At 65.3% G+C, this 15,920-nt stretch carries 15 protein-coding genes; 9 read left to right on the top strand and 6 right to left on the bottom strand.

What is annotated here, in order from left to right:
• The first annotated feature begins 141 nt into the window (after positions 1-141).
• Positions 142-1,164, top strand: a complete 1,023-nt coding sequence (locus FYJ28_RS06270; protein WP_055243078.1) for a LacI family DNA-binding transcriptional regulator — start codon at positions 142-144, stop codon at positions 1,162-1,164.
• Positions 1,165-1,178: 14 nt separating this feature from the next.
• Here FYJ28_RS06270 and FYJ28_RS06265 read toward each other — a convergent pair whose 3' ends face one another.
• A complete protein-coding gene (locus FYJ28_RS06265) occupies positions 1,179-2,480 on the bottom strand; it encodes a multidrug effflux MFS transporter (RefSeq protein ID WP_326831549.1) in 1,302 nt (433 codons plus the stop codon).
• 286 nt (positions 2,481-2,766) lie between these two features.
• Between FYJ28_RS06265 and FYJ28_RS06260 the strand changes: the two genes are divergently transcribed.
• From FYJ28_RS06260 to FYJ28_RS06230, 7 genes are all read left to right on the top strand, one after another.
• A complete protein-coding gene (locus tag FYJ28_RS06260; protein WP_154578656.1) occupies positions 2,767-3,684 on the top strand; it encodes a DUF5996 family protein in 918 nt (305 codons plus the stop codon).
• A gap of 88 nt (positions 3,685-3,772) precedes the next feature.
• Positions 3,773-4,573 (top strand): nitrilase-related carbon-nitrogen hydrolase, encoded by an 801-nt coding sequence (locus FYJ28_RS06255; RefSeq protein WP_154578655.1) that lies wholly within the window; start codon positions 3,773-3,775, stop codon positions 4,571-4,573.
• An 88-nt stretch (positions 4,574-4,661) separates the two neighbouring features.
• Positions 4,662-5,117 (top strand): DUF3817 domain-containing protein, encoded by a 456-nt coding sequence (locus FYJ28_RS06250; RefSeq protein WP_154578654.1) that lies wholly within the window; start codon positions 4,662-4,664, stop codon positions 5,115-5,117.
• A gap of 189 nt (positions 5,118-5,306) precedes the next feature.
• Positions 5,307-6,221: a LysR family transcriptional regulator gene (locus tag FYJ28_RS06245; protein ID WP_154578653.1), complete on the top strand. Its 915-nt coding sequence runs from the start codon at positions 5,307-5,309 to the stop codon at positions 6,219-6,221.
• Positions 6,222-6,550: 329 nt separating this feature from the next.
• Complete coding sequence (locus FYJ28_RS06240) at positions 6,551-7,894, top strand: MFS transporter (RefSeq protein WP_082413690.1); 1,344 nt, start codon at positions 6,551-6,553, stop codon at positions 7,892-7,894.
• A 55-nt stretch (positions 7,895-7,949) separates the two neighbouring features.
• Complete coding sequence (locus FYJ28_RS06235) at positions 7,950-9,209, top strand: M20 family metallo-hydrolase (RefSeq protein ID WP_154578652.1); 1,260 nt, start codon at positions 7,950-7,952, stop codon at positions 9,207-9,209.
• Entirely contained in the window at positions 9,206-10,672 is a 1,467-nt protein-coding gene (locus FYJ28_RS06230) for an amidase (RefSeq protein ID WP_154578651.1), read from the top strand. The genes FYJ28_RS06235 and FYJ28_RS06230 overlap by 4 nt, the downstream gene beginning before the upstream one ends.
• A gap of 492 nt (positions 10,673-11,164) precedes the next feature.
• Here the strand turns inward: FYJ28_RS06230 and FYJ28_RS06225 are convergent, their stop codons facing one another.
• Genes FYJ28_RS06225 through FYJ28_RS06215 form a run of 3 tightly spaced genes read right to left on the bottom strand, consistent with a single transcriptional unit; the run spans position 11,165 to position 13,646 of the window.
• Complete coding sequence (locus FYJ28_RS06225; protein ID WP_154578650.1) at positions 11,165-12,007, bottom strand: SDR family oxidoreductase; 843 nt, start codon at positions 12,005-12,007, stop codon at positions 11,165-11,167.
• A gap of 20 nt (positions 12,008-12,027) precedes the next feature.
• Entirely contained in the window at positions 12,028-12,729 is a 702-nt protein-coding gene (locus FYJ28_RS06220) for a type 1 glutamine amidotransferase domain-containing protein (RefSeq protein WP_055243065.1), read from the bottom strand.
• A gap of 50 nt (positions 12,730-12,779) precedes the next feature.
• Positions 12,780-13,646 (bottom strand): aldo/keto reductase, encoded by an 867-nt coding sequence (locus FYJ28_RS06215; protein ID WP_055243063.1) that lies wholly within the window; start codon positions 13,644-13,646, stop codon positions 12,780-12,782.
• A 116-nt stretch (positions 13,647-13,762) separates the two neighbouring features.
• Between FYJ28_RS06215 and FYJ28_RS06210 the strand changes: the two genes are divergently transcribed.
• A complete protein-coding gene (locus FYJ28_RS06210; protein WP_055243061.1) occupies positions 13,763-14,137 on the top strand; it encodes a glyoxalase superfamily protein in 375 nt (124 codons plus the stop codon).
• On the opposite strand, the gene FYJ28_RS06205 is transcribed toward FYJ28_RS06210, so the two are convergent.
• Both FYJ28_RS06205 and FYJ28_RS06200 read right to left on the bottom strand, forming a co-directional pair.
• Positions 14,130-14,876 carry a glucosamine-6-phosphate deaminase gene (locus FYJ28_RS06205; protein ID WP_326831548.1) on the bottom strand — a complete coding sequence of 249 codons (747 nt, stop codon included), beginning with the start codon at positions 14,874-14,876 and terminating at the stop codon, positions 14,130-14,132. The genes FYJ28_RS06210 and FYJ28_RS06205 overlap by 8 nt on opposite strands.
• Positions 14,873-15,913, bottom strand: a complete 1,041-nt coding sequence (locus FYJ28_RS06200) for an amidohydrolase family protein (RefSeq protein ID WP_326831547.1) — start codon at positions 15,911-15,913, stop codon at positions 14,873-14,875. The genes FYJ28_RS06205 and FYJ28_RS06200 overlap by 4 nt, the downstream gene beginning before the upstream one ends.
• Between the last annotated feature and the right edge of the window lie 7 nt (positions 15,914-15,920).

The raw sequence follows: 15,920 nt of genomic DNA, 5'->3' as shown, positions 1-15,920 counted from the left end.
CTTCCGGGAAGCATGTTCCGAAAGTTTCGAAACACTTGCCGAAAGTTCTGGAATGCCGCTAGCTTAGGATGCAAGGATGTGATGCGCAACACTTTTTTGCTGCCGCTTCACCTCAGGGCTTTCCGTGCGGAGGAGAAACAGATGGCGCAAACGCCTGCAGCTGGGAGAGTGACGCTCGCCGAACTGGCGGCGGAGGCCGAGGTTTCACTCTCGACCATCTCGAAAGTCCTGAACGGCAGGGCTGACGTTTCGCGGAAAACCCGCACGAAAGTTGAAGCCCTCCTGGACGGGCACGGGTACCAGCGCCGGGCCGCCCGCAGTTCCAAATCCGCGCTGCTGGAACTGGTGTTCCACGAACTCGAAAGCGCCTGGGCACTGGAAATCATCCGCGGTGTGGAGAACGTGGCGCGTGAACACGGGCTGAGCGTGGTGCTGACCGAGAGCGGCACGCGGCATTCACCCGGCCCCGAGTGGGTGGAGGGTGTCATCGCGCGGCGCCCGGCCGGCGTCGTACTGGTTTTCGCGGACCTGGCGCAGGAGTCCCGGCGGCTGCTCGAATCCCGCGGAATACCGTTCGCGATCATTGATCCCGCGGGCGACCCTGCGCCGGATGTACCTTCGGTAGGTTCCGCGAACTGGGCCGGAGGCATGATGGCCACCCGCCACCTGATCGATCTGGGCCACCGGCGCATCGCAGCGATTACCGGACCGGAAGACCTGATGTGTTCCCTGGCCCGGATTGACGGTTACCGGTCAGCGCTGAACACCGCCGGCCTCCCGTTCGACCCAGAGCTGGTCAGGTACGGCAATTTCCACGTGGACGGCGGCCGGGACCATGCAATGGAGCTGCTCGCTGCGCCGGACCGTCCCACCGCAGTTTTCGCCGGCAGTGACCTGCAGGCCCTTGGAGTGCTCGACGCCGCCCGGCAGCTGGGCATCAGCGTTCCGGAGGAACTTTCGATCGTTGGGTATGACGACCTGCCGGTGGCACGCTGGTCTTCTCCGGCGCTGACCACAGTGCATCAGCCGCTGATTGAAATGGCCGAGGAAGCGGCACGGATGGTGCTGATGCTGCGCGACGGCGAACAGCCAAAGAACACCCGGCTGGACCTCTCGACGTCCCTCGTCATCCGGCAGAGCACGGCTGCGCCCGCCGGCGCCTGAGCCTGAGTCCGCTTTTAGACGGTGTCGGCGGGCTCGCCGGATTCGGTCTCCCGGGGAGCAGCTGTCGCGGCTGAACCCTGTAGCCGGCGCCCGCCGCGGCGGTAGGCCGGCGTCGTCGCCAGGACCAGGTTGATGGCCACTGCACAGCCGATGATCACCCCGGCCATGGACAGCGCCGAGCCGCCGAAGACACCCACCAGCGGGCTGATGAGCCCGGCCAGGCCCACCTGCAGGCAGCCGAGCAGTGCGGCGGCGGTTCCGGCCATGTGCCCGTAGCCGTCCAGTGCCAGTGAAGTGGCATTGGAGAAGATGAAGCCCAGCATGCCGAGCACCACCCAGAGTCCGGCCACGAGTCCAATGACGCCGCCGAATCCGGTGGCGATGATGATCGGCAGGATCACGGCCAGGAGCAGCAGCACCGGGGCTGCGATGCGCAGGATGCCCGCTGACGGGAAGCGGTTCAGCAGGGAAGCGTTCACCTGGGAGGAGACCACCATTGCGACGCCGTTGACGGCAAAGATGAGCGCGAACGTCGCGGGGGAGAGGCCGTATTCTTCCTGCATCACGAACGGTGAACCCACCACGTAGCTCATGATGATGCCCATCGACAGGCCCGGGATGACGGCGAACGCCAGGAAGCGGCGGTCACGCAGCAGGATCCGGTAGCCTCCGGGTTTGCCGGACTTGGGGGTTCCCTTTTTCGCCTTCGCCAGCCGCCGTTCCGGAGGCAGGGTTTCGGGCATCCAGCGCCAGACGATCACCACCAGGATGACGCCGATCAGCGCCAGCGCGTAGAAGACGGCCCGCCACGCCCAGATTCCCGCCACCGCCTGGCCCAGCGTGGGAGCCAGCAGCGGGGCCAGTCCGATCATCAGCATCAGCCGGGAGAGCAGGCGGGCGGCGTCAGAACCGGTGAACCGGTCGCGGATCACGGCGATGGCCACCACGGAGGCGGCAGCGTTGAAGAAGCCCTGCATAATGCGCAGGCCGATCAGCAGGCCAATGTTCGGGGCGATCGCGCACAGCAGTGAGGTGACCACGTGCATGGAAATGCCGATCAGCAGCGGCAGCCGGCGCCCGAATCGGTCGGATAGCGGGCCGATCACCAGCTGGCCAACAGCCGTGCCCAGCAGGGTGCCGGAAAGCGTGAACTGGGCCGCCGTCGTCGTAGTGGCCAGGTCCGAGGCAACTTCAGGCAGCGCCGGAAGATACATGTCCGTGGTGACCGCCGGCAGCGCGGCCAGCGCTCCGAGCATCAGGATGTACTTCAGGCTGCGTGAACGGGACGTGGCGCGCTTCGGGGAAGGACTTGTCACCGGGGAAAGGCTCCTAGGGAGGATTGCGGGTGTGGGCCTCGGCTCTCTGGGCTGCCGCAGGGCCAACGGGTATCCAACTGGGGCACCCGTGAGATCTGCTGCCAGTATAGGCTTCGGGCCCTGCCGGGCACACCGTGGCCTGCCTCCGGCGTAGTGATCTGTCCCACCCTTCCCGGGAGAACCCGCGCAGCCGGAAAGCGTTGACCCCCGCGCAGCGGCCGCTTCACACTTGAGGAACGGCCAACACCCGTTCCCTCCCGTTACGCCACCGAAGCGAGGCGACACCATGGAAAAACGGATCCTGGATTACCCGGACTGGCAGGACACAGCAGACACCCTGCATCTCTTCCTCCAAATGGCAGGCAAGGTCAAAATCGAGCACAGCGACAAGCAGCCAGGGTGGGGGCACGTCCGGATGCCGCTGACCATCGACGGGATTGGCACCGGCATCATCCCGGGAAACGGCTCAAGTTTCGAGATCTACTTCAACCTGCGCCAGCACCATGTGGACGTGCAGAACACCGACGGCGGCAAGAGCCGGATCCCGCTCAGCGACGGCCTCAGCGTGGCGGAGTTCTACTCCCAGCTCATGGGTGCGCTGGACTACATCGGGATGCCGACCGAGATCAACACCACCCCGCAGGAGTTCTACGACGAGACGCCCTTCGACCAGGACACGAAGCATCATTCCTGGGACCGGGAGGCCGTGGCCATCTACCTGGAGAACCTGCACTTCGCCTACCGCAGCCTTTCCCGGTTCCTGGCACCCTTCCGCGGCAAACGGGACATGCCTGAGTTCTGGTTCGGCACCATGGATCTCTCAGGGTCAGTGTTTGCAGGCCAGGCAGCACCGTACAGCGGGACCGACGTGATCGGCGTGAACTGCTTCGATGAGAAGTTCATGGAGTTCGGGTTCTGGCCGGGGGACGTCAAAACGTCCAAGCCGTCCTTCTTTGGCATGCCGTATCCGTTTATGGCCAGCATCGACAGCTACTCTTCGATGCTGAAGCCGGACCGCGCGCAGTTCCAGGCCCAGCAAAACGAGTTCATCCTCACCCTGGAGGATGCCTTCTCCTATCCGGACCCCGAACAGGCCGTGGTGGACATGTGCCGGACCAGCTTTGAGATCGTCCAGCGGATTGACCGCTGGGCAGACCTGGACTGGATCACCGAACCGCTCGGATACCCCGTCTCATCAGCCTAGCGCCGCGGGCGCCGTGCCTATGATGGGAAAAAAGCACAGGCACGGCGCCCGGTACGGCGCAGGTGCGAAGGCCTCCCGAGGAGCATAAATGGTCCGCATAGCAGTGCTGCAGGCAGCATCCGAGGTAGGTAAGGCCGAAGCCAACCTGGCTTTGATCCGAAGCGCCGCTGTCCGCGCGGCCGATGCCGGAGCCGACTTGATCGTCACCCCCGAGCTTTTCGCCACGGGCTATGCCCCGGCCCGGGCAGCGGGTTCCGACGGCGCCGGACTCCGGCGGGAACTGGCGGCCATCGCGGACGAGGAAGGCATCGGCGTCGTGGCCTCCACCGTGGAGGACGAAGGAGGCGCCCGCTTTATTGCCGCTTCCCTTTTCGACGAGACGGGAACGGAGCTGCTGCGCTACCGCAAGGCCCACCTCTTCGGTGACGATGAACGCGGTGCCTTCACTCCGGGTGCCGGGGTGCCCCGCGTAACCGGCTTCCGGGGCCTGAAGGTGGCACTGGGAATCTGTTATGACATTGAGTTTCCCGAGTATGCGCGCGCAGCGGTGCGCGCCGGAGCGGACCTGCTGTGCATTCCGACGGCGGTTCCCGCCACCGGGGACGTGGGCGGGCCGCAGCCCCTGCACACCTACAACGCTGAACGGATTTCGACGCTGCTGGTCCCTGCCCGGGCACTGGAGAACGGCGTCTACATTGCGTATGCCAACCACAGCGGCCCCGGCTTCACCGGCAACAGCGTGATTGCCTCACCGTACGGAACGCTGCTGGCGGCCGGCGGAGCGGACACGGAAGAGCTGCTTCTGACGGACATCCATCCCAATGAGGTACACCGTGCCCGGCATATCAATACCTATGCGCAGGACATGCGGCCGGAACTGTACCGCTGAGACCAATCCGGCGTGCAGCCTGAATTAGGGTGCGCCGTTCCATGCTGACATAATGTTGGCAAACCCCCGTCGGAAGGTGCTCTCCTCCATGACTCCCCGCAAACTGTTCACAACCCTGGCCTTTGCGGAGGCCGTAACGTGGACCCTGCTGATCGCTGCCCTGGTGGCCAAGTATGCGTTCCGCGACGAAGCCTTCACTCCCATCGCCGGCGGCATCCACGGCTTTGTGTTCCTCTCCTACGCCGTGGTGACCGTGTTCGTCTGGGTGAACCAGAAATGGTCGGCCGGTACCGGTGTGCTTGGCGTGGCGCTCGCCGTGGTGCCCTGGGCCACGATTCCGTTCGAAAAGTCTGTAGACAAGCGCGGACTGCTGGAGGGCGGCTGGCGCCTGGCTCCCGGCGGCGAAGAACCCAAGAACTTCGTGGACAAGGTACAGGCCATGGTGCTGCGCCGTCCGGGAGCTTCCGCACTGGTTGCAGTAGCCGGCGTCGCCGTCGTCTTCTCAATCCTGCTCTACCTTGGCCCGCCCATCCCCAAGGGCTAAGCTCCCAAATACATAACCGCACCGGTGGTTCCCCATGGGGGAGCCGCCGGTGCGGCTTTTTTGTGGCTGCGTTTCCTCCGCTTTAGCCGGCGTAGGCGTTCAGCTGTGCCGCATGCCTGCCCGATCTCATGTAACTACAGGCCGTCATGTAACCGCAGGCCAGAGGCAGGTGCTGGCAGGATAGGGCCCATGGCCAAACCGTTCACCCTGGTGCAGCTGCGCTACTTCTCGGCGGTAGCGGCTGCAGAGAGCATGACTGCGGCATCCCGGGAACTCAATGTCACCCAGTCAGCGCTGTCCGCTGCTGTCTCCCAGCTGGAGAAGGACCTGGAGGTGCAGCTCTTTATCCGGGGGCGGCAGCGGGGAATGCGGCTCACGGCAGCCGGGCGACAGTTCGCCAAGGACATCACTCCGTTCCTTGAGGATGCGGATGCCCTCTACGAGTCGGCGCGCGGTTACTCGGATGCCCTGACCGGAGAGCTGCGCGTCGGTGTCTTTGCGCCGCTGGCGCCGTTCCGCGCCCCGGTGATACTGCAGGCCTTTGAAGCGGCCCACCCCGATGTCCAGATTTCGTTCCTGGAGGGGGACCAGGAGTATGTGCGAACGTCCCTGCTGCAGGGAGACTGCGAGCTGGCGCTGATGTACGGGCTGGGGCTGGACGACGGCTTCACCACCAAGGTAGTTGAGCGGATCCCAGCGCACGTGCTGGTCTCTGCGGATCATCCACTGGCAGCCAGCGCGGAAGGCGAAGTGTCCCTTCGCCAGTTCGAAGACGAGCCCCTGATTCTGCTGGATCTGCCGCACACCCGCGAGTACTTTATGAGCCTGTTTGCAGCGGCCGGTGTCCGCCCAAGAATCCGGCACCGTGCCTCAGGGTATGAAACTGTGCGCTCCTTCGTGGGCCGGGGGCACGGCTACTCGGTGTTGAACCAGCGGCTGCACCATGACCAGACCTACGCCGGCGGCCGGGTTGTTCCGCTTCGGCTCACCGATGACGTTCCCGGAATCGAAGTCATGCTGGTACGGCCGGCCGGCGTCCGCCCCACGCGCCGGGCGCTCGCCTTCGAGGACGTTTGCGGCCGCCTCTATGGGGCAGCGCGCTAGTTCGCGCATCAGAAAAATCGATCATTCTGTTCAGAAACATGAACTGGACATCTGTGATCTGGATCACCAGAGTGGACCCATCATCATCTCTGCCCTGCCGTTATGCAGGGGCAAGATCCGCACCACTGCGGGACTCCTGCCCCTGAGCGCCGGCACTGACCACCAGGAGTGCAGTTGAGAAGTCCAGAACCATGTTTCCTCGGTATTACGCAGCATCCGGCACCCGGACCCGCTTCGGGAAACGCACTTGTTACACCGGCTGACAACGCGTTACTTCACGGAAACCGCAGGCAACGACCGCTCAACGCGGAATGCGTACGGTGGCTCCCATGACTACGAACGAAGTGACTCCGCACGACACCAGTGTCCAGTCCGCTCCGGCGGAAGGTGCCAAGCCCCGCATTACAGGCATGCAGAAGCGTGTCCTGGCCGGCGGCAGCGTTGGCCAGTTCATTGAGTTCTACGACTTCGCCCTCTACGGCCTCTCAGCCGTGGTTCTCTCACAGCTCTTCTTTCCCAGTGAAAGCGCCTTCATCGGGCTGCTGTCCACTTTCGCCACCTTCGGCGTCGCCTTCCTGATTAGGCCGCTGGGCGGACTGTTCTTCGGTGCCCTGGGCGACAAGATTGGCCGGCGCCGGGTCCTCTACATCACCCTCGTGTCCATTGGTGCGGCGACTGCAGCCATCGGACTGCTTCCGACCTACGCAACCATTGGTGCGCTGGCTCCGGCCCTGCTGGTGCTTTGCCGGCTGGTGCAGGGATTCTCGGCAGGCGGTGAATCGGTGGGCGCGCCGTCGTTCGTCTTTGAGCACGCGCCGGCGAACCGCCGCGGTTTCTGGCTCAACATCACCCTCGCTGCCACCGCGCTGCCCTCCGTGGTGGCCGGAACGCTGATCCTGATCCTCAGCCAGTCCATGAGCGACGCCGACTTCCAGAGCTGGGGCTGGCGCATCCCGTTCCTGCTGGCACTGCCGCTGTCCCTCTTCGGCCTGTGGATCCGCGCCAAGACCGAGGAAAGCGAAGTCTTCAAGGCAGTCCTGGCCAAGAACCAGACCAAGGAATACAGCCCCATCCGCGAGACCTTCCGCACCAACAAGGTCCGTATGCTGCAGGTCATCTTCGTGATGGGCCTGACCGCAATGGGCTTCTACTTCCTCTCCGGGTACTTCGTCTCCTACGTCCAGACCACCGGAAACCTGAGCCGGGACCAGTCCCTGCTGGCCAACGCCGCAGCCATGGCGTTCTACGCACTGCTCCTGCCGCTGGGCGGAATCATCGGGGACCGGGTTGGCCGCAAGCCCATGCTGATTGCCGGCTCGGCTGCACTGGCCGTCTTCGCCGTGCCCTGCTTCATGCTGGTGACCAGCGGCGTGCTGGGACTGGCCATCCTGGGCCAGCTGCTCTTTGTCATTCCGCTCTGCATCTACGGCGGCGGCTGCTACACGTTCTTCGTGGAAATCTTCACCACCAAGACCCGTTTCACCTCCGCAGCCATCAGCTACAACGTTGCCTATGCCATCTTCGGCGGAACCGCACCGTTCGTGGGCACCGCACTGGTAGCCGCGACGGACGTGGCGTACTCGCCGGGCTTCTACATGAGTGCTGCAGCCGTGATCGTGCTGCTGCTGCTCACCCTCACCAAAGTGCCGGAAACCCGCGGCCGCATGGGCTAGCGCCGGGTAAACCCGCCGAACCGCTCCACACCCGCCTGAACCAAAGGAAAGAACCATGACTTCATCCCAGGCATTCCTCACGGACTTCCACGACGTCGCCGCCATTGGCGCCACCGAAGCCAACGGCGTCGACCGGCAAGCAGCCACCGCTGAAGACAAGCAGACCAGGGACTGGTTTGCCGCCTACGCCGAAGCCCGGGGCTGGGAGGTGCGAGTGGACAGCATCGGCAACATGTTCGCGCTGATCGAGCTGGTTCCCGGAGCGCCGTACGTGCTGGTTGGCTCCCACCTGGACAGCCAGCCGCTGGGCGGCCGGTTCGACGGCGCGTACGGCGTGATCGCCGGCCTGCACGCCGCCTCCCGGATCACCGAGCGCCTTCAGTCCGCCGGAGGAACCCCGGTCTTCAACCTGGCGGTTGTGAACTGGTTCAACGAGGAAGGCGGGCGGTTTGCCCCGTCCATCATGGGCAGTTCAGTGTTTGCCGGGCTCATGGATGAAGAAGCCATGCTGGAGGTCCGTGACCTTGCCGGGGTTTCCGTCCGGGAGGCACTGGCCGGAATCGGGTACCTCGGCACGGATCCGCGGCCGGAGGTGGCCAGCTACGCAGAAATTCACATTGAGCAGGGCCGCATCCTGGAACGCGAGCAGCTGCCGCTGGGCGCCGTCGACTACTCCTGGTACACCCAGAAACTGGACATCGAGGTGCTCGGCGAACAGTCGCACACCGGCGCCACTGCCATGGCAGACCGGCACGATGCCCTGGTGGCGGCGTCCAAGGTGGTGCTGCTGGTCCATGACGTGACGAAGAAGTTCGCCGAAGAAGCGCTGGTGTCCTCGGTGGGGCGGATGACGCTGGAGCCGAACTCGCCGATCGTCGTCGCGCGCCGGGTCCACCTGGTGGCGGACCTGCGCTCGGCATCACCGGAGATCGTCAGCGAAGCCCGCGCGTCCCTGCTCGCCGACATCGACGCCATCGCCCGCGAACACGACATCACCATCAACGTGAACGACTTCGATATCCGCGGCATCCAGTACTACCCGGAGGAAGGCCTCGAACTGGCGGAGAAGGTTGCCGCTGAGCTGGGGCTGGGGATCCGCCGGATCCAGACCATGGCCGGGCATGATTCGGTGGCGCTGAACCGCATCGCGCCCACCGTCATGCTCTTCATTCCCTCCGTGGACGGGGTCTCGCACTGTGAGCGCGAGTTCACCAAGGACGAGGACATGGTTGCCGGACTGGACGCGCTCACCGAACTGGGCTGGAAGCTCGTGCACGGTGCCCTGACGGATCAGGCCACGGGTCCGGCAGCATGAGCACACCGGCCACCGGCGAGCTCCCCGCACCGGCGCAGGGACAGCCCCTGCATTACCTGGACGCCGTCACTGCACTGAAACTGTTCCGTTCCCGGGAGTTATCGCCCGTGGAACTGCTGCAGTCCATGATTGACCGCGCCGCTTCGGCAAATGATTCGGTCAATGCGTTCACGGAAACCATGTTCGACGACGCAATGGTCCAGGCCCGCAGTGCGGAAGCAGAGTACCTGCGGGGAAGCGCCGGACGGCGGTCCCTGTTGGGACTGCCCGTGGCGACTAAGGAGAAGCACGCCCTGGCCGGGCGCAGCTTCTCCCAGGGACTGCTTGCCCAGGCCGGTGCAGTAGCCGCGGCCGACCATCCCGTGGTGGAGCGTATCCGTGCTGCCGGCGGAATCGTGCACGCACGGACCACCTCGCCGGAATTCAGCTGTGCCACAGTGACGCACAGCCCCATGTGGGGAGTGACACGCAATCCGTGGAATCTGGAGCGTTCCCCGGGCGGGTCCTCCGGAGGCGCGGGAGCGGCACTGGCGGCGGGCCTGGCACCGCTTGCAACGGCGTCGGACATTGCCGGGTCAACCAGGCTTCCGGCGGCCTTCACCGGAACCGTTGGGTACAAAGCCCCCTATGGCAGGATTCCCGGGTTGGCTCCGCTGTCCGCCGACTGGTACCGCGGAGACGGGCCAATGGCGCGTACCGTTGCGGACACGGCGCTGCTCGCCAACGTGATGTCCGGCCGGCACCCGGGGGACCACTCATCCTTCGGCGGGCCGGGCACGCTGCCGCTGGAGTTCGACGACGCCGGGAATGCGGCCGGGCTGCGGGTGGCACTCTGCCTGCGGCTGGGCGACTATCCGCTCGACCCTGCCGTGGAAGCCAACACCCGCGCAGTCGCCGAAACCCTGCAGGCAGCAGGAGCCGTGGTCGAAGAAGTGGAACTGCCATGGACCACTGCGGAAATCCGGGGCACGATCTTCACCCACTTCGGCTACATTCTGGGTCCGGCCATGGAGGAGGCCACTGCCGGGACCGAAGACTCACTGGCCTCCTACACCCGCCGGTTCATGGCAGACGCGCGGGCGGCTGCGGAGCGCAGGACCCTGGTTGAAGGGCTGGCGGCGGAGGCGAAGATCCAGTCGGAGCTGGCTGATGTCATGGACGGATTCGACGTGCTGCTGTGCCCGACCTCGGGAGCGGGATCACTGGCCGCGGATGCCGATTACCTTGACGGCATCGAGGTGGCTGGAACCCGGCTGCAGCACTACTGGGAAGGGCACCTGACCGCGCCGTTCAACATCGCCAACCGGTGTCCGGTCCTGGCCGTGCCGTCAGGGATCGGCGCCGACGGGGTCCCCACGGGGGTGCAGATTGTGGGACATCCGTTTGCGGAGGAATCCGTCTTCCGTGTGGGTGCTGCAATCGAGGTGCTCCGCCCCTGGGTGGGACGGTACCCGCAGCTGTAACGTGGCGTCGTTGGCTACTGCTGCGGCGGCTGCTACTGCGGCGGCGGCTACTCGGCCCTCCGGTTTGGGACATTTCTGCCGGTTAGGGCACGAATCCGGGGCAGGTTCCCTGCGGTTTGGGACATTCCTGCCAGATTGGGCACCAAGCCAGGGCCGGTTCCCTGCGGTTTTGGACATGCCTGCCAGTTTGGGACTTTCCTGCGCGGCGCCGCGGCAGGAATGTCCCGAACCGGCAGGGGAGTCCCAAAGTGAAGGAATTCCGCGCCGACCCAAAGCCCGGACGCCTGCCCAAAGCCCGGGGACGCCCATCCAAAGCCCGGGGACGCCTACCGAAGCCGGACCGCCTGACCAAGGCACGGGCAAGCCACCGGTTCTTTTCCGCCAACGCGGCTGATCGCGGCTGGTCGGCGGACCCTGGTGTTCACCTCCGGCTCAAGAGCGCGGCATCGGAACTCAGCGCCAGCGCCGGGCGATACGCCCAGGTCTAACCGCTCAACTGTGGCGCACACCCTGCCCGGCCAGCACCGCGCGGTACCCTTCCCGGAACGTCGGATAGGTAAATTCGAATCCGGTGGAGCGCAGCCGGGCGTTGGACAGGCGGCGGTTTCCGCCGCGGGATGAGGACGACGGCGCGGCCGGCCCCAGCTCGGTGCCGAGTTCCCCGGCCAAAAACCGGAGCACCTCGCGCTGCTCCACGGGCTCGTTGTCCACTCCGAGATACAGCGGCGCGGGCTCGGCGACCGCGGTGGTCAGATGGACGACGGCGGCCGCTGCGTCGTCCCGGTGGATCCGGTTAGTCAGCTGGCCCGGACCCGGGTCCGCTGCCCCTGCCTGGACCTGGTCGATCAGCCGGGTGCGGCCCGGCCCGTAGATTCCGGCCAGCCGCAGCACTATGGCATCGGGCCGCCGGGAGTGCAGCAGTTCCTCGGCCTCGCGGATGACGGCACCGGTCATCGAGGCAGGAGCAGTGGGGGAGTCTTCATCCAGCCAGCCGCCGTCTGCGTCTCCGTAGACGGCCGTAGACGAGACGAAGAGGATGCGCCGCAGCTGGACGCCGTCGCGCTCCAGGGCATCCAGCACATTCGATGTGCCGTCCACGTATGCCGAGCGGTAGGCCGCCTCGGTGCGCTCACCTGCGGCAACGCAGATCACCACAATGTCGGTATCCGCGGGAACCCGCGGAAGCGTTCCGGTGAGGTCGGCCGCCCGGCCTGCCAGAGGCGCGGGAATCTTTTCGGGCGAACGGCGCCACCCCAGCACGGGAAAGCCGGCCGCGGCGAACCGCAGGCCGGCTTCCGTGCCCAGGTCGCCGCAGCCGGCAATCAGGACAGTCATGGGAACAGTCTGCCAAAGATCTAGTCGGGCAGGGACGCCAGGACCTGGCGGGCCACGTCCACGCTGGACTGCGGATTCTGCCCGGTGATCAGGTTGCCGTCGGTGACGACAAAGCTCTCCCAGGCGGGACCGGAATCGACGACTGCACCCTTTTCGGCGAGGGCGTCAGCGACCATCCAGGGGGTGTTCTCGCCAGTGCCGCCGTTCAGTTCTTCTTCGTTCGTGAAAACGGTGAGCCGGCGGCCGGAGAAAGCGAATCCTGTTTCCGGAGTTTCAGCGCTAAGCAGTGCCGCCGGGCCGTGGCAGAACGGGGCAATGAGCATGCCCGCATCGTTTGCCGCGATCAGGATCCGTCCCATGTCCCAGTCCGAGGCGAGATCCGCCATGGGGCCGTGCCCGCCCGGGATCACTACGGCGTCGTACTCCAGGGGTGCGACGTCCGCCAGCGCCATGGGGGCTTCCAGCTCCGGACGCAGCTCCTCAAGGTAGGACGACAGGTGCGCCGCCTTCTCCTCGCCTCCGGCCTGGTCGGGCTGGAGGCTGATCCGGTCCACCGTGGGGGTCTTGCCGCCCGGGGTGGCGAACGTGATGCGGTGACCGGCTTCGAGCAGCGTGCGGTGTGATTCGACCAGTTCCTCGGCCCAGAAGCCGGTGGGGTGCTTGGAGCCGTCCTTCATGGTGAGGGAATCGGCTGCGGAGACAACCATCAGGATGTTGTTCATGGTGTGGGTCCTTCCATTGGGGGAGTCAGTCAGCGGGTGGGCCGGCAAACTCAGCTTGCGGCGGCGTCGATCTCCGCGAAAGTGTCGGCGTCCAGCACCAGGTCCCCGGCACCGAGGTTCTCTTCAAGGTGGGCCACCGAGCCGGTGCCTGGAATGGGCATCATGACCGGTGAACGCTGCAGAAGCCAGGCAAGGGCAACCTGGGAGGTGGTGGCGTTAAGCTTCTTGGCGGCCTCGTCCAGGACGCCCCCTGGCTGGGCCAGTTCACCGGCAGAAATCGGAGCCCAGGGAATGAACCCGATCCCGTTGGCGGTGGCGTAATCCAGGACGTCTTCCGAAGAGCGGTCGGTCAGGTTGTAGCGGTTCTGCACTGTGGAGACGGTGAAGTACTTCTCTGCCGCCTGGAGCTCTTCGACGCTGACCTGGGACAGGCCAAGGGCCTTGACCTTGCCTTCCTGCTGCAGGTCCCGCAGCACGGCGAACTGCTCTTCGGCGTCGACTGTGGGGTCAATACGGTGCAGCTGGAACAGGTCCAGGGAATCAACCCTGAGCTTACGCAGGCTCAGTTCCGCCTGCTGGCGCAGGTACTCGGGGCGGCCCAGCGGAATCCACTCGTCCGGTCCGGTGCGCACGAACCCGGCCTTGGTGGCGATCCGCACACCGTCGGGGTAGGGGTAGAGCGCTTCGGCAATGATCTCTTCACTGATGTTGGGGCCGTAGGAGTCTGCGGTGTCGATGAAATCGACGCCCAGCTCCACGGCGCGGCGCACCACCTCGACGGCGGTTCCGCGGCTTTCCGGCTCGCCCCAGACACCGGGGCCAACAATGCGCATGGCCCCGAACCCGAGGCGCCTGACGGTGCCCAGGTCCTTGAGGTCGATGGTTGCGGACAGGGTGTTTTCAGTCTGCTCAGTCATGTGTTGTGCCAACACGATACTAAGCAGGCTTATTCCCGTCCGACCCACGTCATTGCGGACAAAAGGTGTCCGCGCAGCTCTTCCAGCCTCTAAAGCCCGGGCGTAGCGTCCCGGGCATGGACTGGAAAATCGAGTTAGTTCCCGTGCCGGTGTCCGACGTCGATGCCGCCAAACACTTCTATGTAAACCAGGTGGGTTTCGCCGCCGATCACGACCACCGGGTGGACGACAGCCTGCGGTTTGTGCAGCTGACCCCGCCCGGCTCAGCCTGTTCAGTGGTGATCGGCGAAGGAACCACGGACATGGTCCCCGGCAGCCAGCGGATCCAGATCGTGGTGCCCAGCGCTGCGGAAGCCCGGCAGCATTTGCTGGACGGCGGGGTGCAGGCCAGTGAGCTGGCACCCCTGGAGTGGGGCACCTTTGTCTACTTCAGCGATCCGGACGGCAACCAGTGGTCGCTGCAGGAGCTCCCGGCGGTTTCACCTATTTGAGGTTCGCTCCTGCTTCGCGCGGCAGCAGCTTGTTGGCGCCTTCAGCCAGCAGCACCGTCACGTCCGGGTGCAGCTGCAGAACCGAAGCAGGCAGCTCCGGCGTGACGGGCCCGCAGAGGGCCCGCTCCACCGCCTCCGCCTTGGATTCACCCGCAGCCATCAGCACCAGCGCCTTCGCCTCCAGGATGGTGCCCAGGCCTTGTGTCAGCGCCCGGTACGGGACTTCCTCAGGGGAAGCGAAGAACCGGGCATTGGCCTGCCTGGTGCTGGCATCCAGGTCCACCACGCGGGTCCGGGAGTCCAGAGGTGAACCAGGTTCGTTGAAAGCCAGGTGGCCGTTGCTGCCGATGCCCAGCACCTGCACATCGATCCCTCCTGCAGCGCGGATGGTGTCTTCATATGCCGCTGCTGCCCGGTCCGGGTTGTTTGTTCCGCCGTCGGGCACAAACACCTCTGCAGGATCCAGTCCCAGTGGTGCGGTGACCTCGCGCCGCACCACTTCGCGGTAGCTCTGCGGATGCCCCGCCGGAAGGCCCAGGTATTCATCCAGTGCAAAGGCCCGCAGCGGCGGAAGCTCCGCACGCCGGCGTGCCAGTGCCTGGTACAGGGGCAGGGGTGAGGAACCGGTGGCAACACCGAGGACCGGCCGGGTGCTGGCCTGCAGCCGGGCCAGCACCGTGGCGGCAGCCTGTTCTCCAAGGTCAGGCAGGCCTGCAGCGGTGCGGATCGTGACGCTCACAGCTTTGCTCCCGGGGCCTGGGCAGTGTGAAGGGCAGGGTCCGCGGGGGTCCAGCCTTCGATGCGAAGCAGCGAAGCTGCGTTTGCCCCGAAGATCTGCTGAACGTGGCTGGCGGGCATGCCCATCTCCCAGCAGATCCTCAGCTGGTCAGCGAGGTAACGGCGAACGTACCCCCGCGGGAACCAGGATGAATCGGTTCCAAAGATTATCCGCTCAGGACCGTGCGTTTCGTAGAACCGGCGGAACACATCTTCCAGCGTGAGCTGCTGAGCCATAAAACGCACCCACTGGTTGGACCCGGAGGTATCCACCTGGACGTTGGGGCAGGCCCACATCAGGAAGAGGACCTGCTGCACGTGCTGGATGCCGAAGTGCGGAATCACAAACGTGACATCCGGGTGGCGTTTGGCAACGGTTTCCAGCCAGGCCGGTTCAATCATCTCGTTGTGCGCGATTCCGCCGGCAGAACCACAATGGCCAAAGTGGATCAGCACGGGCACCCGGTGCTCAGCGGCCACACGCCAGACCGGATCAGCGCCCGGATCATCGATCCGGGCGGACATAAGCGGAGCAAAGATCTTCAGCCCGCGCAGGTCATACCGTTCCAGTGCCTGACGGAAGTTTTCAGCAGCTCCGGGCTGGAACGGGTCTGCCATTGCTGCCATGCCGAGGAACCTGCCTCCGCCCCGTGCCACCAGTTTGGCCATCGCATCGTTGCCGCCCGCGGTGACGAACGCAGCGTGTTCAACATGGTTGTCATCCAGTTCAGCGGCCCACCGGTCTGCTTCCGCTTCGGGACCCTGGTCCGCATCCCCCTGCTCCGGATCGGCAAAGTCCCAGCTGCGGCGCCACCGGGCGGACATCCCGGCAACTTTGGCGGCGCGGTCTGCCGCTGCTGCACTCGACTCCTCACAGGCGAACTGGCCGCCGGAGAGGGACTTAGTCAGCGGGTCGAACGGCATCCGGAAGTGCAGGTGGAAGTCGACAATCGAAATGCCCTGCACCACTGGGCGGTTCGCGATTCGCGAGACATGCACGGTTCCT

Source organism: Arthrobacter sp. BL-252-APC-1A, from assembly GCF_009696625.1.
GTDB lineage: Bacteria > Actinomycetota > Actinomycetes > Actinomycetales > Micrococcaceae > Arthrobacter_B.
This window is presented reverse-complemented; position numbering and strand designations above follow the sequence as displayed.